19 protein-coding genes are annotated in these 21,326 nt (G+C 67.8%); 9 read left to right on the forward strand and 10 right to left on the reverse strand.

Annotation, left to right across the window (positions count from 1 at the left end; genetic code table 11):
• Positions 1-118 precede the first annotated feature (118 nt).
• Positions 119-1,093, reverse strand: coding sequence for an SDR family NAD(P)-dependent oxidoreductase (locus G1H10_RS12835; protein ID WP_216853217.1), 975 nt, complete (start codon positions 1,091-1,093; stop codon positions 119-121).
• A 150-nt stretch (positions 1,094-1,243) separates the two neighbouring features.
• Between G1H10_RS12835 and mftC the strand changes: the two genes are divergently transcribed.
• From mftC to mftF, 4 genes are read left to right on the forward strand one after another with little or no spacing between them, the layout of a single operon-like run.
• Positions 1,244-2,530, forward strand: coding sequence for a mycofactocin radical SAM maturase (gene mftC / locus G1H10_RS12840; RefSeq protein WP_163738025.1), 1,287 nt, complete (start codon positions 1,244-1,246; stop codon positions 2,528-2,530).
• Entirely contained in the window at positions 2,530-3,762 is a 1,233-nt protein-coding gene (mftD, locus tag G1H10_RS12845) for a pre-mycofactocin synthase MftD (RefSeq protein ID WP_163738030.1), read from the forward strand. The genes mftC and mftD overlap by 1 nt, the downstream gene beginning before the upstream one ends.
• An 8-nt stretch (positions 3,763-3,770) precedes the next feature.
• Positions 3,771-4,709 (forward strand): mycofactocin biosynthesis peptidyl-dipeptidase MftE, encoded by a 939-nt coding sequence (gene mftE, locus G1H10_RS12850; protein ID WP_163738032.1) that lies wholly within the window; start codon positions 3,771-3,773, stop codon positions 4,707-4,709.
• The gene (mftF, locus tag G1H10_RS12855; protein ID WP_163738035.1) at positions 4,696-6,213 is read left to right on the forward strand and encodes a mycofactocin biosynthesis glycosyltransferase MftF; all 1,518 of its coding nucleotides are present in this window, start codon (positions 4,696-4,698) and stop codon (positions 6,211-6,213) included. Before mftE ends, mftF begins: the two co-directional genes overlap by 14 nt.
• A gap of 346 nt (positions 6,214-6,559) precedes the next feature.
• Here the strand turns inward: mftF and G1H10_RS12860 are convergent, their stop codons facing one another.
• Positions 6,560-7,183, reverse strand: a complete 624-nt coding sequence (locus G1H10_RS12860; RefSeq protein ID WP_163738038.1) for a TetR/AcrR family transcriptional regulator — start codon at positions 7,181-7,183, stop codon at positions 6,560-6,562.
• A 209-nt stretch (positions 7,184-7,392) separates the two neighbouring features.
• Here G1H10_RS12860 and G1H10_RS12865 point away from each other — a divergent pair, with 209 nt between their 5' ends.
• Complete coding sequence (locus G1H10_RS12865) at positions 7,393-8,382, forward strand: TIGR03560 family F420-dependent LLM class oxidoreductase (protein ID WP_163738040.1); 990 nt, start codon at positions 7,393-7,395, stop codon at positions 8,380-8,382.
• Positions 8,351-9,148 carry a hypothetical protein gene (locus G1H10_RS12870; protein WP_163738043.1) on the forward strand — a complete coding sequence of 266 codons (798 nt, stop codon included), beginning with the start codon at positions 8,351-8,353 and terminating at the stop codon, positions 9,146-9,148. Before G1H10_RS12865 ends, G1H10_RS12870 begins: the two co-directional genes overlap by 32 nt.
• Here G1H10_RS12870 and G1H10_RS12875 read toward each other — a convergent pair.
• From G1H10_RS12875 to G1H10_RS12890, 4 genes are read right to left on the reverse strand one after another with little or no spacing between them, the layout of a single operon-like run.
• Positions 9,143-9,553, reverse strand: coding sequence for an aconitase X swivel domain-containing protein (locus G1H10_RS12875; protein ID WP_163738046.1), 411 nt, complete (start codon positions 9,551-9,553; stop codon positions 9,143-9,145). The two genes, G1H10_RS12870 and G1H10_RS12875, sit on opposite strands and share 6 nt — an antisense overlap.
• Complete coding sequence (locus G1H10_RS12880; RefSeq protein WP_163738049.1) at positions 9,547-10,833, reverse strand: aconitase X; 1,287 nt, start codon at positions 10,831-10,833, stop codon at positions 9,547-9,549. The genes G1H10_RS12875 and G1H10_RS12880 overlap by 7 nt, the downstream gene beginning before the upstream one ends.
• Before the next feature lie 42 nt (positions 10,834-10,875).
• The gene (locus tag G1H10_RS12885; RefSeq protein ID WP_163738052.1) at positions 10,876-12,267 is read right to left on the reverse strand and encodes an FAD-dependent oxidoreductase; all 1,392 of its coding nucleotides are present in this window, start codon (positions 12,265-12,267) and stop codon (positions 10,876-10,878) included.
• Positions 12,264-13,961 carry a dihydroxy-acid dehydratase gene (locus G1H10_RS12890; RefSeq protein WP_216853218.1) on the reverse strand — a complete coding sequence of 566 codons (1,698 nt, stop codon included), beginning with the start codon at positions 13,959-13,961 and terminating at the stop codon, positions 12,264-12,266. The genes G1H10_RS12885 and G1H10_RS12890 overlap by 4 nt, the downstream gene beginning before the upstream one ends.
• A gap of 254 nt (positions 13,962-14,215) precedes the next feature.
• Between G1H10_RS12890 and G1H10_RS12895 the strand changes: the two genes are divergently transcribed.
• Positions 14,216-15,709, forward strand: a complete 1,494-nt coding sequence (locus G1H10_RS12895; RefSeq protein WP_163738055.1) for an ATP-binding protein — start codon at positions 14,216-14,218, stop codon at positions 15,707-15,709.
• 30 nt (positions 15,710-15,739) lie between these two features.
• Here the strand turns inward: G1H10_RS12895 and G1H10_RS12900 are convergent, their stop codons facing one another.
• Complete coding sequence (locus G1H10_RS12900) at positions 15,740-16,588, reverse strand: IclR family transcriptional regulator (protein ID WP_163738058.1); 849 nt, start codon at positions 16,586-16,588, stop codon at positions 15,740-15,742.
• A gap of 197 nt (positions 16,589-16,785) precedes the next feature.
• Between G1H10_RS12900 and G1H10_RS12905 the strand changes: the two genes are divergently transcribed.
• Positions 16,786-17,664, forward strand: a complete 879-nt coding sequence (locus G1H10_RS12905) for an IclR family transcriptional regulator (RefSeq protein WP_163738060.1) — start codon at positions 16,786-16,788, stop codon at positions 17,662-17,664.
• Between the two features lie 89 nt (positions 17,665-17,753).
• Here the strand turns inward: G1H10_RS12905 and G1H10_RS12910 are convergent, their stop codons facing one another.
• From G1H10_RS12910 to G1H10_RS12920, 3 genes are all read right to left on the reverse strand, one after another.
• Entirely contained in the window at positions 17,754-19,016 is a 1,263-nt protein-coding gene (locus G1H10_RS12910; RefSeq protein ID WP_216853219.1) for a Fic family protein, read from the reverse strand.
• A gap of 271 nt (positions 19,017-19,287) precedes the next feature.
• On the reverse strand, positions 19,288-19,788 hold the full coding sequence (locus G1H10_RS12915) for an NUDIX domain-containing protein (RefSeq protein ID WP_163738063.1): 501 nt from the start codon (positions 19,786-19,788) through the stop codon (positions 19,288-19,290).
• Positions 19,785-20,237, reverse strand: a complete 453-nt coding sequence (locus G1H10_RS12920) for an NUDIX hydrolase (RefSeq protein ID WP_163738066.1) — start codon at positions 20,235-20,237, stop codon at positions 19,785-19,787. The genes G1H10_RS12915 and G1H10_RS12920 overlap by 4 nt, the downstream gene beginning before the upstream one ends.
• A 206-nt stretch (positions 20,238-20,443) precedes the next feature.
• On the opposite strand from G1H10_RS12920, the gene G1H10_RS12925 reads away from it, so the two are divergent.
• A complete protein-coding gene (locus tag G1H10_RS12925) occupies positions 20,444-21,277 on the forward strand; it encodes a DUF6597 domain-containing transcriptional factor (protein WP_163738069.1) in 834 nt (277 codons plus the stop codon).
• Positions 21,278-21,326: the final 49 nt, after the last annotated feature.

Consider the following 21,326-nt stretch of genomic DNA (forward strand, 5'->3'; position numbering starts at 1 on the left):
ACGCACGCCGTTCTCCCACACCTAGTTTTGATCTTCGACAATCAAAAACCTAGGCCGGAAAGAACGGCGTGCGCTGCTATGACACGCTCAACCCACCCACGGATAAGTCAGAAGAGCCTCATTTAGGGCTCGCGGGATCGATGGGTGGCGGGGCGTAGACGGGGGAGGACAGCAGGAACGGGATCGCGGCGGCGCGCTCGGTGTCGATCGGCTCGTCGGGGAAGGCGGCCTCGATCGTCGCGTGCCGCGCCGCCACCCCGTCGGCGAACTCCGGATGGGTCAGGATGAACAGGTCACCACGGCGCATCCCGTCCAGCACCCGCTCGCCGGCCTCCTCCGCGGACATGTACGGCTGCTGCTTGGCGAACTCGGCCCGGGCCGGGTCGGGTGCGGCATAACCCGAGCCGGCGTATTTCGCGGGCCGGTCCGCGGTCCCGACGGCGATGTTGCTGTGCGTGGGACCGGGGCAGTACGCGGACACGCCGATCCCCTCCTGCTGCAACTCGATGTGCAACGCCTCGGAGAGCGCGATGACGGCTGCCTTGGTCATCGAGTACAGGCCGGCGACGATCGGCAGCAGGCCGCCCATCGACGACGTGTTGACGATGTGCCCGCCGTTGCCGTGCGCGCGGATCTTGGGGAGGAACGCCTGGATGCCGTGGCCGACGCCGCGGATGTTCACGTCGATCACCCAGTCCCAATCGCTGCTGGTGGCGTCGGCGACCGGCCCGGTGAGGCCGATGCCGGCGTTGTTGACCAGGACATCGATCCGCCCGTGCCGAAGCTCGATGTCGTCGGCGGCCTCCCGCATCGCCGCCAGGTCGGTGACGTCCACGCGTCGCGCGTCGACGTCCCATCCATGCTGGGCGAATTCCTCCGCGGTCTCCTTCAGGTGTTCCGCACGCCGTCCGGTGACGACCACCCGCATGCCGGCTCGGGCGAACGCCAGCGCGATCCCCCGCCCGATGCCGCTGGAGCCTCCGGTGATGACGGCGACCTTGCCGTGAACGTCTCGCATGCCGTCGATGTCAGCAGCCCACTCAGCACCGCGCAGCGCGTCTTCCATCCAGCAGAAGAGATCCTGTTCCGGCATCCGCCGGAACTGGTGCAATGCATGATCGGAACGACGCACCGGTTCCCAACGGCACTCAGTGCCATTAATGTGGTGCCATCACGTCAGCCGCCGGGGCGGGCGGCTTTCAGTGGTCACCACCGCCGGTGGCCGCGATGGGAGGAGCAGCCAATGACGGCTCAACTGACCGCCGAACGCCAGCCGACCACCCACCAGGGGCCGATGCGCCTGGTCGATCACTTCGAGTCCGGCCTGGACGCACCGATCTGCCTGACCTGGGAGCTCACCTACGCGTGCAACCTGGCATGCGTGCACTGCCTGTCGGCATCCGGACGCCGCGATCCCCGCGAACTCAGCACGGACGAGTGCAAGGCGATCATCGACGAGCTCGAGCGCATGCAGGTCTTCTACGTCAACATCGGCGGCGGGGAGCCCACGGTGCGCGGCGATTTCTGGGAGTTGCTCGACTACGCCACCGCACACCACGTGGGCGTGAAGTTCTCCACCAACGGGGTGAAGATCACCCGCCGAGCCGCCGAGCGCCTCGCCGCCAACGACTACGTCGACGTGCAGATCTCTCTCGACGGCGCGACGGCGGACGTCAACGACGCGGTGCGCGGCGGCCGCTCCTACGACATGGCGCTGCGGGCGATGCAGAACCTGTCCGACGCCGGGATGAGCGACTTCAAGATCTCCGTCGTGTGCACCCGGCAGAACATCCCGCAACTCGACGAGTTCAAGGCGCTCGCCGACCGTTACGGTGCGCAGCTGCGGCTGACCCGGCTGCGGCCCTCCGGTCGCGCCGTCGACGTGTGGGACGAGCTGCACCCCACCCAGGAGCAGCAACGTGAGCTGTATGACTGGCTGGTCGCCCACGGCGAGAACGTCCTGACCGGTGACTCGTTCTTCCACCTGTCCGCGTACGGCCAGGCCCTGCCCGGCCTGAACCTGTGCGGCGCCGGCCGCGTCGTCTGCCTGATCGACCCGGTGGGCGACGTCTACGCCTGCCCCTTCGCCATCCACGACGAGTTCCTCGCCGGAAACGTCCGCGATCCAGGCGGTTTCGAGCGGGTATGGCGCAAGTCCGAGCTGTTCGGCCGGCTCCGTACGCCCCAGCACGGCGGGGCGTGCTCGTCCTGCCAGTTCTACGACAGCTGCAAGGGCGGATGCATGGCGGCCAAGTTCTTCACCGGTCTGCCGCTGGACGGCCCCGACCCGGAGTGTGTGCGCGGGTTCGGTGAGGACGCCCTCCGACGACGCGCCGACGACGACGCCGCCCTCCCGAGGCCGACCGGAGACCATTCGCATCGCACCACCCCACCCTCGGCCCGACAGGGTCCCCGTCCGGGTCCGGTGCCGATCACCCTGGTCCGCCGCCGCGAGGACGTCGCCGCGCCACCCGTCTCGGCCTGCCAGGAGAGCCCACTCGCCGGATTCGAACCGAGCGAGGCGCGCTGATGGCGGGCGGCTGGTTCGAGACGGTCGCCCATGCGCAGCGACGGGCGCAGCGGCGGCTGCCACGGTCGGTCTACGGCGCCCTCATCGCCGGAAGCGAGAAGGGGGTCACCCTCGCCGACAACCAGGAAGCCTTCGCCCACCTGGGGCTCGCCCCGCACGTCGTCGGCCACCAGGCCAAGCGCGACCTGTCCACCACCGTCATGGGGATCCCGACCGAGCTGCCGGTGCTGATCTCGCCGACCGGTGTCCAGGCCGTCCACCCCGACGGCGAGGTCGCCGTCGCCCGCGCGGCCGCCAACCGGGGCACCATCATGGGCCTGAGCTCGTTCGCGTCCAAGCCGGTGGAGGAGGTCATCGCGGCCAATCCGCGCACCCTGTTCCAGATGTACTGGTCCGGGACGCGCGAGGCGATGCTGCAGCGCATGGAACGCGCCCGTGCGGCCGGCGCGTGCGGACTCATCGCCACCCTCGACTGGTCCTTCTCCAACGGCCGCGATTGGGGCAGCCCGTGGATCCCCGAGAAGATCACAGCGAAGGTGGCCGCCCGCTTCGCGCCGCAGGCGCTGCGCCGGCCCGGGTGGTTACTCGCCTACCTCAAGACGCGCAAGCTGCCCGATCTCACCGTCCCCAACCTGCGACCACCCGGGGGCGAGGCGCCGACCTTCTTCGGCGCCTACCACGAGTGGATGACGACGACGCCGCCCACCTGGGAGGATGTCGCCTGGCTGCGCGAGCAGTGGGACGGCCCTTTCCTGCTCAAGGGGGTCACGCGCATCGACGACGCCAAGCGGGCGGCCGATATCGGCGTCACCGCCGTGTCCGTGTCCAACCACGGAGGGAACAACCTGGACACCACCCCCGCGGCCATCAGGGTGCTCCCAGGGATCGCCGAGGCCGTCGGCGATCAGGTCGAGGTCCTGCTCGACGGCGGGGTGCGCCGCGGCAGCGACGTCGCCAAGGCGCTCGCCCTCGGTGCACGGGCCGTGATGATCGGCCGGGCCTACCTCTGGGGCCTCGCCGCCAACGGGCAAGCCGGCGTCGAGAACGTCCTGGACCTGCTGCGCAGCGGCCTGGACTCGGCCGTTCTCGGCCTGGGACACAGCTCGGTCACCGAGCTCGGCGCCGAGGATCTGGTGATACCCGAGGGCTTCTTCCTGCGGCTCGGCGACGGCACCGCCCGCGGCAGTGGCGAGATCGCCGACGATGCCCCGGCCGGTGCGGTGACCGGTTGACCGCGGCGATGTCCCCCCAAGGCCAACCGGTCCGGCAGTCGCGGCCGAGCGTAGACGCGGGCTCCGCGGCGTATCCGAGCGCCGGCGAGGAACGTCGCGGAGCGCGAACACGACCCGAGAAGTGGCTGGCCGATCGGCCGTGGCCGGACGTCGGCCGACCCGTCGTCGTGCTTCCGCTCGGCTCCACCGAGCAACACGGACCGCACCTTCCGCTCGACACCGACACCGTCATCGCGACGGCCGTCGCGTGCGGCCTGGCGGAGCGGATCACCGCGGACGGCACCGACAGCGTCGTCGCCCCGCCGATGGCGTATGGAGCCAGCGGCGAGCACGAGCAGTTCGCCGGGACGGTCTCACTGGGGCGCGACGCGCTCGAGTTCCTGCTGATCGAGTACGGCCGTTCGATATGCCGCTGGGCCGAGCGGCTGGTGATCGTCAACGGCCACGGCGGGAATGTCGACGCCCTCGACCGCGCCGTCCGGCGGCTAGTGTCCGAGGGCCGCGACGCCGTCTGGACGCCCTGCCTCATCGCCGACGACGACACGCAGGCAGACGACGGACCGGCACCGCCCACATCCCCTGCGACGGAGCCCGCCACACCCGACGTGACGGTGCCACGCGTTCTCGACGCGCACGCCGGCCGGCTTGAGACCTCCCTGATGCTGCATCTGGCACCCGAACGTGTGCTGCTCGACCGCGCGGAGGCCGGCAACCTGCAACCGTTGAGCGAGATCCTTCCCGCGTTGCGCCGTGGCGGTGTGGCCGCCGTCGCCGCCAACGGTGTGCTCGGTGACCCGCACGGCGCGTCCGCCGCGGAGGGTGCGCGCCTGCTCGACTCCATGATCGACACCGCCTGGCGGCGAACCGTCGCACGACGAGCCGTCGCACGACGAGCCGACTCATCACAACGAACCGGCTCCACTGAGGTGACCCATGTCGGCGGGTGACCGTGGAGCTGATGCAGGTCTGCCCGACGGCGCGGTGCTGCGACTGAACCGGCATACGCACGTCACCGACGGTGGCGCGGTGCTGTTCGGCGGCGTGCCCGCGCGCGTCAGCCGGCTCCGGCCGACGGTGGCGGAGCAGATCCAGGGCGGCAGCCTGACGGTCACCGACGCCGCGACTCGCGCGCTCGCCGAGTATCTGATCGAGGCCGGCCTCGCCGACCCGTCGCCCGAATCACTCCCACCCGGGGACGTCGCGGAGATCACCGTCGTGATCCCAGCGTACGGGCGTTCGCGGCAGCTCGACCGGCTGCTGCGCAGCATTCGGGACGATCTCGGTCACGTTCGGGTCATCGTCGTCGACGACGCGTGCCCAGCAGAGGCGTCGGAGATCGCCGACGTCACCTACCGCAACAAGGCGGAACTGGTCCGGCTGGAGGAGAACCGCGGTCCGGGCGGTGCGCGCAACGCCGGACTGGCGCTGGTGACGACCCCGTTCGTGCTCTTCACCGACACCGACGCCGTGCTCCGCCCGGGCGCCGTCGCGCTGCTGCTGCGGCACTTCGCCGACCGTCGGCTCGCCGCGGTCGCCCCCCGCGTCGCCGGACTGACGGCGCCGGATCCGAACTGGATCCTGCGCTACGAGAGTGCCCGGTCGTCCCTCGACCACGGTGCCGACGCGTCCCTGGTCCAGCCGCACTCACCGATGGCCTGGGTCTCCACGACCTGCCTGCTAGCACGCACGGCCGCGCTGGGCAGCGGCTTCGGGGCGGGGCTGCGGGTGGCCGAGGACGTCGATCTGGTGTGGCGCCTCGTCGCCGAAGGATGGCGGGTGCGGTACGAGCCGCAGTCCGTGGTCGAACACGAGCATCGAGGATCAGCGCGTGCCTGGCTCGGCCGCAAGTTCTTCTACGGCACCGGCGCGGCGACGCTGGCGAGGCGGCACCCGGGCCTCGCCGCGCCCGCCGTGCTCTCCCCCTGGACCGCCACCGTGCTGGTGGCCCTCGCCGCTCAGCGTCGCTGGTCGATCCCGGTCGCCGGCACCGTCACCGCCGCGACCGCGCTGCGCATCGCCCGCCGCGTCGGCCGGACCGAGCACCCGCATGCGCTCGCCGCGCGGCTCGCCGGCTACGGGTTCACCTGGGCGACCGCTCAGGGATTCGCACTCGCCGTACGTCACTCGTGGCCCGCCTTCGCGCTCGCGGCGCTGCGCTCCGCGCGGGTGCGACGGGTCGTCGCCGTGGCCGCGGTCGCCGATGCGGTCTGGGAGTACGCGCGGCTACGGCCCGATCTGGACCCGGCGCGGTTCGCCGTCGCCAAGCGGCTTGACGATCTGGCCTACGGCGCAGGTGTCTGGTATGGAGCCTGGCGCGCGAGGTCGGCGGCGGCGCTGCTTCCGGTCATGACCCGTCGAGGAACATCAGCGACGGGTAGAGCGGCTACCCCGATGTCTCGGCCAGCGCACCTGGCCAGTGGGCGAGGTCGCCGTCGCTCGAGCAGTCGATGAGGATTCAGCCGCGGATCGCCGGCTCCTCCCCGCAAGACGAGCGCCGGAGTATGGCAATGAACTCGGCGTCCTTCAGGAACCTGTGCAGACCGTTGACGATGTGCATACCCACGACGGCCATGTGATCGTGTCGGGAAATGGTGAAACTCACCCGTCGCGCGCAGGTGAATAGCGGAAGACGACGTCACGGAGGACGAGCGCGTCGGGGCGTCGGTGGGGTGAAGCCTCTCCGACGGTTCTCGATCGACGCGTCGCTCGGCCTCCAAGCGCACCATTACCGAGCTTCGTCGATTACTTCCCCACCCCACGCGAGTGCTTGTGCGACGCACTAGGCACCGGCGCTGGGTCAGCGTCCGAGGCCGGACTCCAGCAAGGAGAAGGATCGACGGCAGTGGTCGCGGACCTCGTCAGCGACCCGCGGCAGCGATGCTCCGGCCAGAACACGCTGCCGGACATAGCCAACGAGGCTGCGATGAACCCCTATCAGCGCATGAGCAACGACGGCCGAGGCCACAGGATCCCCTTCCCCGGCCTCCTCGGCGAGCAGTGTGGCGAGATCCTCGGTATAGCGGGCGAAGGCCCGCTGTTCTCGGTCGAGCAACGCGGGACTCTCACTGATCACCCGCACCATGCTGTGCAGCCGCTCACGGGCTTCCTCCTCGTTCGGCTCGAGTCGGCCTAGCAGTCCATGACTCTGCATCAGGAAGTCGCGAACCGCATCCAGCGGCGAGGTCTCCGCGGGCCGGGTGCGCACCGCCTCGATCAGGCGATCGCCGAACGCCTCAAGTGGCGCGTAGAACACGTCCTCCTTGGTCCGGAAGTAGTTGAACACGGTGGCCTCGGAGACCTCGGCGGCACGCGCGATCTCGGCGACTGTGACTCGCTCGAACCCGCGCTCCGCGGCGAGACGCCACGCCGTCTCGGTCAGCCGCGCCCTGGTCTGCTCCTTCTTCTGCTCCCGCAGTCCCACGGTTCAAACCTATCAACATAATTAGGGTAACTCTAATCTTAGAGTTACTCTAGAATTACACGGCGAGGGCCATCCGCCGCACGAGCCCCAGGTGGAGATGTATGTCGGCAGCACACGTCGCGGAGCCACGGGCGACCCGCACCGATGATCAACGGACGCTGATCGGAGCGCACATCGATCCGTCGCGGCCGGCCAAGGTGGGCTGAGCCATGACGGGGGTCAAGATCAGCATCAGCCTGACCAATCAGACCTGGCCCGATGGCCCAACCGGGCTGCGGGACAACCTCATCGCCATCGCCGAGGCGGCCGACCGGGCCGGCGTCGACACGCTCTGGGTTCCGGACCATCTGCTCCAGGCGGATCCGACGGTGGCCGCTGAGGCCACCGACATGCTCGAGGCGTACACCACGCTCGGCTTTCTGGCGGCACGGACCGCGCGGATCAAGCTGGGCACGATGGTCACCGCCGTCACGTTCCGCCCGCCCGCTTTGATGATCAAGGCGGTGACCAGCCTGGATGTGCTGTCCGGCGGCCGGGCCTGGCTCGGCATCGGAGCCGGATACCACGGCGAGGAAGCCGACCGCATGGGCCTACCGATGCCTCCGGTAGCCGAACGATTCGAACGGCTGGAGGAGACCATCGAGCTCGCCCTACAGATGTGGCGTGGCGAGGAGTCCGCGTTCGAAGGCAAACACTACGGACTCTCCCGACCAGTCGGCCGGCCACTGCCGATCAGCGCTCCACATCCCCCGATCCTGATCGGCGGTGATGGCGAACGTCGGACGTTGCGTCTGGTGGCGGAGTACGCGGCCGCCTGCAACCTCTTCGACATCCCCGATGGTGGCCAAACCGTACGGCGCAAGCTCACGGTGCTGGCTCAGCATTGTGCGGACCTCGGCCGACCGTTCGAGGAGATCGAGAAGACGCTCGCCACCCGGCTCACCCCAGGCGAGACCAGCGACGACCTCGTCCACCGAGTCGAAGCCCAGGCCGCACTCGGATTCGATCACGTCGCGATGGTGATGTCGCAAGCCTGGACGCCGGAGACCATCGACATCCTCGGCACAGCCATACCACGACTACGCGAGCTCCAGCCCCGACGTCAGCCACCCGAGCAGGGCCCTGGTGCGGAACCTGCTGCGTGTGCGACTGACCGATCACCGTCGCGTGACCCTGACCGGCGAAGGTGGCAGCGGTAAGACGTGGCTAGCTGCCCAGCTATGTGCAGGCACGCGCTCCTCGATTCGAAAGGACGACACCATGATCACCAAGGCGCCAGCGCCGTCGTCGACGGCCATAGGCGATGTCGGCGGGCTCGCCGGCCCGGCAGCGGGACTCCTTTTCACAACGGCAATCGCCGGCGCCGGCCGGCTCGCAAAGGACCCCTTCCCAGCGCCGGGCTCGTCGGCCGAGGTCATCCGCACCTACTATCGCAGGAGCGCCCGGGCGGCTCGCTTCAACGTGGCCTGCCAGGCGCTGTCAATCCTGGCGCAGTCGCGGTATGTGGTCACCATGGCGCGAGTCGCGTCGCGGCATCGGACGCATCCCCGGTTGCTCACCGGTGCCGTCTTGGTCGCCGGACGCGCCGCGGTTGCCGCGCTTGCGACATCAGCCGCTTTCCAAGCCAGCCTGACCGTGCCGAAGGACGACCGTACCGACAACGAGGTTCTGGCAACGACACGACGCGTGTTCGTCGCGGGAGGGCCGGTCCACGGCGTGGCATACGGAGCCTTCACCGCAGCGACAGCGGTCGCGGCGCACAACACGGGTCTGCTCCGCAGGACCGGCGCGGTCCTCGGCGTGCTCTCGACGACGGCCAACCTGGTCACACCCGCGTACTTCCGGTGGGAGCCCACCGGATGGCTGATTCCGATCGGCCGGTTTAGCGGCTACATCCTCAGCGCTGTGATCGGGGTCCGCCTCGCGACCAAGAGGACAAGGCCCACTTTCGCACAGCACTCATGACCCGCCGAGGACGGTGACCACACCGGCGTCCGCGTCGACCCGGACCCGGTCGCCGGTGCGGATCAGGCAGGTCGGGTCCCGGTCGCACTCCACGACGGTGGGTACCCGGGTAACGATGGCGCCCAGCACCGCCTTCGTGGTCACCGTGGTGAAGACCATCGCCAACGGCGCCGTACCCATCAGGCGGGTGCTCTGGAAGAAGCCGGCCCAGCCGGAGGACCCCTTCGCTCCCGGAAAGACGAGCACCGTGCCGGTGAAGCATTCCCCGAACAGCTCGTGCCGTGGCTCGATCACCACCCCACGGGCCGGATCGATCCCTCCGAAACCGGAGATCGGCTCCGTGGAGACCAGGGCGGGCCCTGAGGCGACGCCGGGCACGATGCCTCGTCCGGAGAAGGTCAGCACGGGGAGAGCTCCCCACGCCAGACGCCGGTGATCGCCGCATCGACGCACTCGTCCAGGGTGCCGAACCAGCCCTCAATGCCGAGGATGGCGGGCAGGTAGTGCACCTGCTTGGCACTGTCAGAGACGAAGACCCGCGTCCCGTCCGGCGCCGCCTTGGACATAGCCGGACAGGAGTCGGTCAGCAGCCTGCCGCCGGCAGCGCTGATCACCCGGTCGTACCCGCTGCGCGCCGCGGCGGCGCGCAACGCCGGAGGCGTCATGATCCACAACTGGACATCGGGATGGATCTTCTGATCCTTCAGGCGGCGCGCCACCGCCTCGATCTGCTCCAGCGACGCGTGCGGACAACCGAGCAACACGAAGTCGACGTCGGTCGAGGTTCCCTGATCGTTGAGTCGCTCGTAGACCTGCCGTCGCTCGCGCGGTCCGTAGCCGATCGCATCCGGTTGCGCACGATTGGCGAAGGCCTCCTCGACGCTTCTCGCCTCGGGGGTGATGCCCGGGATGTGGTACAGCTCCACCCCTCCGCTGGTCGCGGCGGCGGCACCGAAGTGCTTCAGGTCGGCGAGGTCCGGCTGGCTCCAGCTACCGGTGACGACGGGTTGCCCTTCACCGACGGCCTCACCGGCGAAGTACCCGAACAAGCCCCATTCGGCGAACGTGGTCAGCTCGACGTCGGTGCGGATCAGATGGGTGCCGAAGCGGTTCTGAGGGATGTGGTTGCCCCAGTACGGGATGCGACCGGTCAGGCTCGCCGCGCCTGTGGACGCCGCTCCCTCACAGTTGGTGCGCGCTCCGAGCACCGAGTTGCAGTACACCACCGCGGAGGACTCCATCCAGGCGCAGTGCTCACCGCGGACGGGCAGGTTTCCCACCTGGTAGGGCGTACAGGTCGCGAGGATGTTGACGCCCTTGTCGCTGTAGTACGCCTCAGCGTCGCGCTGCAGCTCGATGCTCGCATCCGGATAACCGGTCAAGCCGCGGGCGTCGGCACCGAAGCCGTGCTGCAGCTGGCAGGTGGGCACCTTCATCGGCGGAATGTCGATGTCCTCGTCGCAGTCGAGATTGATGACGGCGAACGCCTTCGCCCATCCGCCCTCCTCGACGAGTTTCGCCTTCGCCGGCGACGGCTGCGTCATCGTTCCGGCGACGTTCCGCGTCTCGCAGAGGCGTTCCGCACCCAAGGCCTCCCCGTACCGCACGAGCAGATCCATGGCGGCCGCGACCGCGGCGCCCTCCGCGCCGTCCCGCATGCGTTTCTCGTCGTCGGTCAGAAGCATCGCCACCTCCATCGACTGTTCATGCTGCCCGGCCGTCGGTCTTCACTGCTGTGACGCGACACCGGCCGGCTGGGGGTCGGGTGCCAGCTCGGTGCCAAGATAGGCACCTTCGGCGATCAGACGGCGTTGAAGTTCGGCGACGTCGATCTCTCCGACCGGAACCTTCGCCGAGAGCGCTAGGTCGGCCGCGGTGCCCGCCGCCTGACCCATGGCGAAGCACGGCCCGGTCACCCGCGCGGAGGACTGGCCGCCCTGTGTCATGGACGCGCATCTGCCTGCCACGTACAGGTTGTCCACACCCTGCGGAACGATCATCCGGAAGGGCAGCTGGTTGAAACCGCGCGAATCTTCGGCCACCGGGAAACGGAACTCGACGGTGCCTTCGACGTGCGCCTCCACCGGCCAACCGTTGACCCCGATGGCGTCCGGGAAGTCCACGCAGTGGAGAATGTCCTCCTCCCGTAACCGGTAGGGGCCGACGATGCGCCGGGTCTCCCGGATCCCGACCTGCGGGGCGATGTCGACGACGTAGGAGTTCTCGAACCCGGGGGTGACGGCCTTGATGAAGCCGAAGGTCTCGCGCACCTGCCGCCGGCCCTGGATCTCCCCGTGGGTGAGCTGGTGGACATCGGTGCCGTCCACGGGCGAGCCGTCGTCGTTGCTGAGCTGGGTGAGGTTCGAACGCCATTCGCGCGGGTTGCGCTGCGGCCGCACGATCGGCTTCTTCCGCGGAAAGCGATGCGTGCCGGCCGTCTCCGCCTCTTCCATGAGCCGGGCAACCGTCTTCCACGCCTCGCCGGCCCGCACGGGGTCGACGTCGTTGATCCGGAACATCAACGACGGGTACAGCAGCCGCTCCGACGTCTCGGTCGGGGCACCCGACCAGTGGGCGAGATCGGCGTCACCCGAGCCGTCGATGAAGATCCGGCCGCGGATCGCGCCCCGCCCGGACTTCGATTCGACGATCACCGCATCGATCTCGGTGCCGCCGTCCGGTCCGTCGTGCAGTACGAGCCCAACGGCCATCGCGTGGAAGAGGAGTTCCCCGCCTCCGGAGAGCACCAGCTCATCGGCGGCGATCTTGTAAGCGGAGATGTCGAACGCTTGCGCGGCGATGCGGTCCTGAACCGTCAGGTGGACGTCGTTGAGTCCGTCGAGCGTACGCAGGCGGTCCAGCAACTCGTCGGCGTAACCGTGGATGACCTGGCGGTCGTCGCCGTGGACGCGAGCGTGCAGGCCGCAGAAGGTGGACAGGCCGCCCATCGTGCCGGCACCGCCCAGGAATCCGTAGCGCTCGACCAGCAAGGTCGACCGGCCCGCCCGAGAGGCGGCCGTGGCCGCCATGAGTCCGGCCGGTCCTCCACCGACCACCACGACGTCGTATTCGCCGATGACCGGGACCTCCCGCGAGGGCTCGTGGACGGTGGCGGTCATCGAACCCCTCCTGGAGTCAGGCCGGCACGCGGGCCGAGGACGGCGCCGCAGGCGAGCGGCTGGACAGTGGCGCGGTACTGGTCGAGGAACCCGGTGGTCTCGACCTGCTGCTGCGGGGTGAACGGCGGCCGGGTGGCCAGCACTTCCGGGTCGACCAGCAGGTCGATCCGGCCGTCGGCGAGGTCGATCTCGATCAGGTCGCCGTCCTCGACCAGCCCGAGCGGGCCGCCGGCCGCGGCCTCGGGCGAGACCTCGCCCACGCCGATACCGTGGTTGACCAGCCCGCTCATCTGGCCGTCGGTGACGACGGCGACCTCGGAGGCGAGACCGCGGCCGTCAAGGGCGAAGATGAACGCGGAGATCATCCCCATCGCGGGTCCGCCGGTGACGCCGATACCACGGATGATCGCGACGTCGCCCGCCTGGATCTTGTTCTCCACGACGGCGGCCACCCCTTCCTCGCGGGAGTGGAACACCTTGGCGGGTCCACGAAACCGGCGCGGGCCGGGATCGGGAATGGGTCGCTTGACGACGGCCCCCTGCTCGGCGAGGCTGCCGCGTAGCACCACGATCGACGGGTCGGTCGAGAACGGGTCGTCCAGGCCGCGGATGACGGTACCGTCGCCGGGACGGGCCGCTTCGGCGTTCTCCGCGAGAGTGTGCCCGTCGACGGTCAGCTGGTCGCCGTCGAGCAGCGGGAGAAGCTCGCGCAGCACCGTGGCGGCCCCGCCGGCGTCGTCGAGATCCTCGATCAAGTCGGTGCCGTTCGGGCGGATCGAGCAGAGCGTCGGGGTCTCGCGACCGAGCACCCGATAGGTCTCCCAGACGTCGATGCCGAGCCCGGCCTCGACGGCCACGGCCTGCAGATGCTTGACCGTGTTGATGGACCCGCCGACGGCAAGCATCAGCCGGACCGCGTTGGTGATGGAACCCGCGGTGATGATGTCCCGCGGGCGGATGTCGCGCTCAATCAGGTCCGCGACGGCCCGCGCGGAACGCCGGACCCCGTCCCACATCCGGTCGCTGAGCGCCCGGACGGGAGCCGAACCGGTCACCGCCATGCCGAGTGCCTCCGCCGCCATGTGCATGGAGTTCGCGGTCGCGAGGCCGGAGCACACACCTGGGCTGCGGATCGCGCCGTCGGCCAGGTCGATCAGGGATTCGTCGGTCTTCCCGCTGCCCAGGGCTTGCTGTGCGGCGCGGAGGAACACCTCCTCGACGTCTGCTTCGCCGCCCTCCGCGAGCCCGCTGCGTTGATAGCCGCAGGGCACGATCACGGTGGGCACGTTCATCCGGCCGGCGGCCATCAGGTGCCCGGGGGTGGTCTTGTCGCAGGAGCTCAGGCAGATCATGGCGTCGAGCTGGGCGCCTTCGACCACCACCTCGATGTCATTGGCGATCAGGTCTCGGGCGGGCAGCACATACCGGCCACCCCGCCCGGCGCTGGTGATGAAGTCCGACGGCGCCGCGGTGCGGATCTCGAAGGGCAGCATCCCGAGCGACCGGAGCTCCTCCTTGAGCATCGCGACGATGTCGTCCAGGTGCGCGAAGCACGCGGCGAGATCGTTCGAGGTGTTGACGATCGCCACCTTGGGACGGTCCAGGTCCGCCGGCTCGATCCCGAGCGAGACCCACTGTGCGCGCCGGGTCACCGCGTGGGCACTGTTCGCCGCAAAGTTGCTGCGCAACTCCACACGTCCTCCTCAGTCGGTTCAGCTGGGAGCCGACGTTTCCACCCGTGCGGACGACGAACAAGAGAGGTTTCCGGGTGGCGGGAGTCAGGGCCACGCCCTGCTCCCACGCGGTGCGTTACACGGCCCGGTCGGTGCACAAGGTCAGGTGGCCGGGTGGGATGGCCGCGCCCGTGGGTGACGTATTGTGGTCTTGACCATATAGGGCTGTGGCCTAATATGGTTACAACCACAATACTCGACCGGAATCCTTGACCATGCACACCAGCGACACGCTCATCGATCGAGACAAGGAAATCGCCCGCCTTCACCGACTCCTCGCGAGGTCAGAACCCCAGCTCGTGCTGATGTATGGACGGCGCCGGGTCGGGAAGACCTACCTGTTGAATCGGGCATGGGATTCCGTTGGAGCCTCGACGTTCTACTTCACCGCGTCCGAGACGACTGCGGCACAGAACCGCGCGGCTCTGCTCGACACATACGCCGCATGGTCGGGCGAGCAGGTCCATCCGGAGGATTACCCGACCTGGCGAAGCGTCTTCCGCCTCCTACTGGGCCATGTGTCCACGCAACCTCTTGTCATCACCATCGACGAGTTCCAATACCTCGGCGAGGACCATCGAGACCTGAACGCCGTGGCGTCCGAGCTCAACGCCGCCTGGGAAATGCGTCGTCCGCCTCGGCCCCTCCTTTTCATCCTTGCCGGCTCCGCCGTCAGAACACTCGAGAGCCTCAACGACGGTGGCTCGCCTCTCTATGGGCGCTTCGCCTGGCAGACACGCCTGCGCCCATTCGACTACTGGCACGCAGGCGAGCTCGCGTCGTTCGATGACGTCCGCGACCGGGCACGCGCGTACGGAATCTTCGGAGGTACACCGCGTTACCTCGCGCCAGTCGACGCCACCAAGCACCTCGCTGAGAACGTCATCGATTTGGTGCTCGAGCCTACAGGTGAAGTGCGAGAGCTCGTTCAGACTGCCCTGCTGCAGGAGCAGGGTCTGCGCGACATCTCCAAGTACGTGGCCATCCTGCGGGCAATAGGCGGCGGACGCACCAACTTCAACGAGATCGCCCAGCGCGCCGGAGTCGACGCTGACTCGTCTCTTCGGGAAAAGATCGAACGACTCATCGAACTCGACTACGTCCGGGCCGGCCGTCGCCTCGGCGCCAAACCCAAAGAGCCGTACCGCTATGACGTGTCAGATCCCGCAATGCGCTTTTACTACGACGCGATCGCTCCAATCGAGAGCATGCTCGCCACCCAGAATCCCCGGGCGATCTGGGAACAGCGCGTAGCTCCAATGCTCGACGGCTATATGGGGCTTATCTTCGAAGGAATGGTCGAAGAGGCCTATTACCGCCTCGCTGATGTGCTTGGTCTGCCCCTTGTGCGCGAATGGGGACGCTGGGAAGGTGTCGACCGTCAACGCACGTCACTCGAGATGGACATCGCGTGTCCTCTCCTCGACGATCGCGTTCTCACCGGCGCCATCAAGTGGAACACCAAACCTGTCGACGTGGACGTCCACTCCAAACACCTCGGCATGCTCGACCGCCTCGTAGACGCCGGCATCGGGTGGGCACACGACGCGAACCGACCAGACTCTCCACTGCTCTACGTTGCCGCCGGCGGGTTCACCGACCGCTTCCGCCAAGCCGCGACCGCTTCGAGGGATGAGGTTTACCTATGGACCATCGACGATCTCTATCAGCCACACGAGAAAGAAGGAACGGCAACGGCTACAGGCTGACGACAAGAACTGGGAGTTCCCCGAGAGGAGTCAGGCCACGCCTTGCTCCCACGCGGTGCGCTGCACGGCACGGGCGGTGCACCTGATGAGGTGGTCGTATGGAGGTGTGGAGGTTCCCTCCGGCACGACCAGCGAGACGGCACCCAACGGGCGACCGGCCCGGTCCAGCACCGGGGCGCCGATGGCGATGTTCGGGGCAGTCTTCCGTTTGCTGATGGCGCAGCCGGTTGCTCGGGTCTGTGCCAGCTCCCGGCGGATCATCTCCGGTGCGTCCGCGCCTTGGTGATCTTTCAGGTCGGTGAGGTATCTCTCCTGGAAGCCGCTGTCGCAGAACGCCAGCAGGGCCGTGCCGACGGCGGTCACGTGCAACGGGTCACGCTGGCCGATGCGCGGGCGTTCCTGTCCGGTTCCCTGCGGCCGGAGGCTCTCGACGATCGTCGTCTGATTGCCCTGCGGGATGCCGAGATGGATCGGCAGCCGGGTGGTGGCGTAGAGGTCTTGCATGAACGGCAGCGCCACCCGCTGGATGCCGTACGTCTTCGGTGTCAACAGCCCGAACTTCCAGACCGCCACCCCGACGCACAGGAAGTTGTCCTCGTCACGCTCCAACATGCCGAGCTCCAGGAGTTCGGTGACCATGCGGTGCGTCGTCGACAGTGGAAGGCCGGCGCGGCGGCTGAGCTCGGAGAGACGCAGCCGGGTGTGCTCGTAGTCGAACGACGACAGCAGCCGGTGGACTCGCTCCACCGATGAGCGACGAGCCTGCGGAAAGGCGTCCGGCGTCGTGTACTCCCCGCTCGCGAACCCGGTCGCATCGTCACCGTCGCCCGTCAGTGTTCCAGTGGCCGATACCGTCTCATGCGTGTGCAGGCCGATCATGACGAAGCTCCTTCGCTGCGTGACGACGTTCGACCATGTTGACATAGTCCCTTCCCCGGCCTGGAGAACACAGCTCGCCTCCCGCTGAGCGGAAAACGGGGCATAGGCATGTACGGCGGTGAGGGTTATGGTGTCGGAACACGGTCGCGGCGCCGCGCCGAGGGCGGTGCCGCCTCGAGGTTCGAGGTGGGCTGCTGATGCCAGAGAAGACAGACGCGAAGCAAGCCGAAACCCACCAGAACGTGGGCGCTCAGCCGGTCCGGTCGGACGTGCCGTCGGGCAGCAAGCGCACCGCCGCCGGGCGTGTGCTGGCGCTGCTCGGCGCATTCGCCAACGGGCGCGGATCAATGACACTCTCCGAGATCAGTCGGCACGCGGACCTGACTCTCACGACGACCCATCGCCTGGTACGGGAGGTCCTCGAGTGGGGCGGCCTGGAGGTCGACGACACGGGCCACTACCGGCTCAGTCGCAAGATCCTCGACCTCGCTTCCGCCTCCACGCAGGCGCTACAGCTCCGTGAGACGGCACTGCCGCACCTGATGGATCTACACCGCCGTACCGGCCTGAACGTCAACCTCGCCGTCCGTGACGGCCTTGATGTGATGTACCTCGAGGCGCTCCGGTCACACCCGAACTACACCGGGGCGAACAAGATGGGCGGGCGGCTCCGCCTGCACATCACCGCCACCGGACTGGTGCTGCTCGCCTACGCGGACGAGAACGTGCTGGACGAGTATCTCCGCGAGCCGCTGAAGCGCTACACCCCGAACACCATCGCCGATGTGCCGACGCTCAAGGACTGTTTGCGCGAGATACGGAGAAACAGATACGCCATCGCGCACCAGTTCGTGGTGATGGAGGTCGGCTCCGTGGCCGCGCCCGTGATGGGCGTCGATGGCACGGTCGAGACAGCGGTCGGCATGGTGTACGTCGCGGATCAGCATGATCCCCGCCGCCTCGCGGACCAGGTCCGCCTCACCGCCAACCGCATCTCCCGAGAGCTGCACGAGCGGAACACGGCCCTCGACCCTCGGACCATCGACTTCAACCGCCGCCACGCCGGCCTGATCTGATCTGAATCCGTCACCGCCACGCGCTTGGTGTCGCTTCGTACTCGCGAAGCGCCTCGCCACACGTTGGCCGGGCGATCCGACTCCCATGTCTACGGTTGTTGCGCTGGTCGTTGCGGGACTGGTCGTGTCGGCGGCGAGACCTGCGTGTCCGAGTCGGGGCTGGCTAACACGCGCTCGAACCCAGTGAACGCTTCGAACAGGCCGACCGCTTCGAACCTACGGTTACGACGTCCCAGTGAGACCTGACGCACAACACCTGAATCGGCAAGCCTGTTGACAGCGTCACTCGTCGCTTGGAAAGTCCGTCCAATGTGGATTGCCGCGGTGGTGATCGAGAAGACGGGTAATGACGGCAGCGCCGTGAGTAGTAAGTCCGTGGCCGAGTTCGCGCGTACGCGCCCAAGTCTCTCCCTCCACGACCTCTCCAACGAGACCAGATCGGTGACAAACTGCGAGGCGTCTCGGCACGCGCGCCCGGTCGCCGAGAGAAACAGTTCCACCCACGCCAGCTGACCCGCCATCGGCGAACCGTCGATCCGGGTCTCGTCGAGTGCATCCACGTATCTATCGGCCTGCGTCGCAAGCACCAAGGAGATCGGCGGTACAACCCGCGTCGCAACCCCGCGTCGGCGTAGAACCAACTGAATCAGTGCTCGCCCCGTACGCCCATTACCGTCCGCGAACGGGTGGATCGTCTCGAACTGAGAATGGGCGAGCGCGGCTTGCAGGAGCGCTGGATGTTCGTCTCCTGAGAGGTATGCAGCCAGGTCAGTGAGGAGTTCGGGAACGAACTCCGCGGGCGGCGGCACGAAGGCGGCCGAGCACGGGTTGGCTCCGCCGATCCAGTTCTGCTCACGGCGCACGATGCCAGCCCAAGCCTCTTCTCGCGTAGCCGCGAGCAAGGCCTTGTGGATGGCTGTGATGTCGTCGACGCTGACCGGTCTAGCCGGGTCCGCCGCCAAGGTGAGTGCTTCATCGAGCGCCCGAACGTTGCCGAGGACGGCGCGCGCGGTGGTATCCGTGACTGGCAACCCTTCGCGTTCGGTCTCCTCGCTACGCGCGAGTCGGCGAACGTTCACCACCAGGCCATCGATATTCGACGAAGCAACCGCCTCCGCCCGCAGCAAGAATCGTGCAAGTGGTTCGAGGTTCGCCAGGCCCGGGTGCGCGTCGTTGAGATGACGCACCTGCTGCTCGATGTCGGCGAGGTCGGCCGCGACAGAAGCTCTCAGTTCCAGGTCAGCGCCTACGAGGGTGTCGGCGACATATGCTCGGAACCGGCAAGGTGTGCGCTCCGCGCGCGTCGCTCCCGCGGGATCGCCTGGCCAGACTCGTTCCTCGTAACGTCCCAACAACGACCTCCCATATTCAAGGTTACGGCATAACCTTGAATATGACCCAGTCATGTTCAACGTTGAGCGGGCGACGGCTCCAACCGAGCCGTCGACAGGCGCCGAGCCGCGGATCATCGTCTTGTGGTCATGAGTTGAGTCGAGTATTGGTCGTGGCCGCATGCAGTCACGACCGCAATACTCTGCGTTGGAACCTGAGACGACAATCGCCGACGGCACACTGATCGATCAAGAGAAATTCGTATGGCGACCTCTGCGGCGCACTGCGCCGCTATCCATCGTGCTGGACGTCGAGTATCCGTGTCGCGTCCATGTAGAAGGTATGGCTTTCATTTCGTGCTCGCAACGCAGCGGCAAGTCTTGATCGGCCTCCGTCCGTGTGCTGTCGTATCGCCGTTGGGGGATCGAGCCACAAGGCGTCGGCGATCTCTTCCTCTTGCAGCCTGAGAACAACACCGCTGGCGACGCGCTCGGTATCGAAGACAAACATCAAGCTCGCCGGAGTGCTGTCCGTCGCCGGCTTGTGCTGGACCACAAGAAGACGAGTCACGGGCAATACGAGTCCTGTCTCTTCGAGTACCTCGCGCTCGGCGGCGGCAGCGGGTGATTCACCCTCTTCGACCACCCCACCTGGAAGGACGAGACCTTCTCGATCGACGGTTCTGACCAGCAGCGAGCGCCCATTCTCGTCGGTGATCAACATCCCCGCGGCGGCGGATTGGGCGGGCAGGTCTGCGAAGAAGGGCCGGCGCCGATCGTCACTCGCCGTCATGGTCGAGTCGGCGTCGCGCTGACATCCGCGGCCAGTGCGACGTCGATGATGTCCGCCCGAGGTGTCCTGACCGCGGCCTCCGCCCTCGGGATCCAGGCCGCGTCATCCGTAGAACCGCCGATCTCGGTGGTACCGAGTGCTCCACCGGTCACCGTGGCAGCGAAGACGAGACGCACCGACTTGAACGGACGACCATGACGGCCGTCGGGCGCGGTGAAACTATGACATGCAAGCGGCGCGCCTACCGCCACGACATAACCGGTCTCCTCCTGCACCTCGCGGACGACCGCTGCCTCCAGAGACTCCTCGTATTCGACGCCGCCCCCGGGCAATGTCCATCCTGGCGTACCTCCCCCAAAGCCGTTGTACCAGGTCAGCAGCATCCGATCGGCGTCGTCCACGATGACGGCGTAGGCGGCAAGCCGGGTGTCGTACTCCGTGAAGTGCACAAGCCAACGCTACTGGTTCGGGTGCAAGCGCTCAGAGCCAGCCGGTCCAGCACCGCAACAGGTCAGGAGGGCCCGCGGCCGAGCGGTCTCCGGTGGATCCGCGCGCTCACGCGCCTCGACCTGCCATGAATATGTAGATTGCGTATATTGACGCGCCTGGCGGCAACCCTCCGCGGAGCGCTGCGTTCAGGGTGAGGATGACCGTAATGGAGTCTTACGTCGAGCGAGCGCCACGGCCGGAGCTGGCGGGCGTGGTGCGGACCGTCTGGATCCAGCGCACCGGCGAGGCGGCATGCGTGCAACGGCATCTGCCTACCGGCGGGATAGAGATCCACTTTCCGCTCGGCCGCCATCCTCAGCTCGTCGGCCCGCTGACCGGCCCCGAGATAGAGGTCATCCCCGCACACACCACGATCGTAGGTGTGCGGTTCCACCCGGGCGCCGCACCGCCCATTCCGACGACGCTCGACGACCTGGTGGATCAGCGCCTGCGGCTGACGGAGCTGTGGGGCAGCTCGGTGGACCATCTCGCGGAGGTGATGGCCGGGGCTGAGACACCCGAGCGGGCGCTCATATTCCTGCAGGCCCACCTTCTGCGAGAGTATCGTCGTTCAGCTCGAGTGGATCCACTGGTGAACGAGGCGGTCCGAGCCTTGATGCCATGGCGGGCGGTCAACATCGAAGCCCTCGCCGTCCACCTCGCCCTCTCCGCGAGCCAATTGCGTCGCCGCTGTCTGCACGCACTGGGGGTGAGCCCCAAGGTCCTCCAGCGGACGTTGCGATTTCAGGGCTTTCTCGCGCTGGCTCAGGCAGGCATCCCGGCCACGGGCCGGCGCGGTGCGGACGGCGTGGCCGGCCTGGCGGTAGACGCCGGGTACGCCGACCAAGCGCACCTCAGCCGAGAGTGCCTCCGTCTGACCGGTCTCACCCCGCGCCGGCTTCTCGGCGGCGACGTCGAGCGGTGCGCCTGCGGCCATGACCACTCCGCCTCCTACATGCCCTTCCTCGCCACCCGCGGCAGGCCACCGCTTCGCATCTGAAGGTGCGCGATTCGTTCAAGACCCCGCCGTCGCGCCGCCCGTAGCTTCG

Origin of the sequence: Phytoactinopolyspora halotolerans, assembly GCF_010550675.1 — a bacterium.
Taxonomy (GTDB): Bacteria; Actinomycetota; Actinomycetes; order Jiangellales; family Jiangellaceae; genus Phytoactinopolyspora; species Phytoactinopolyspora halotolerans.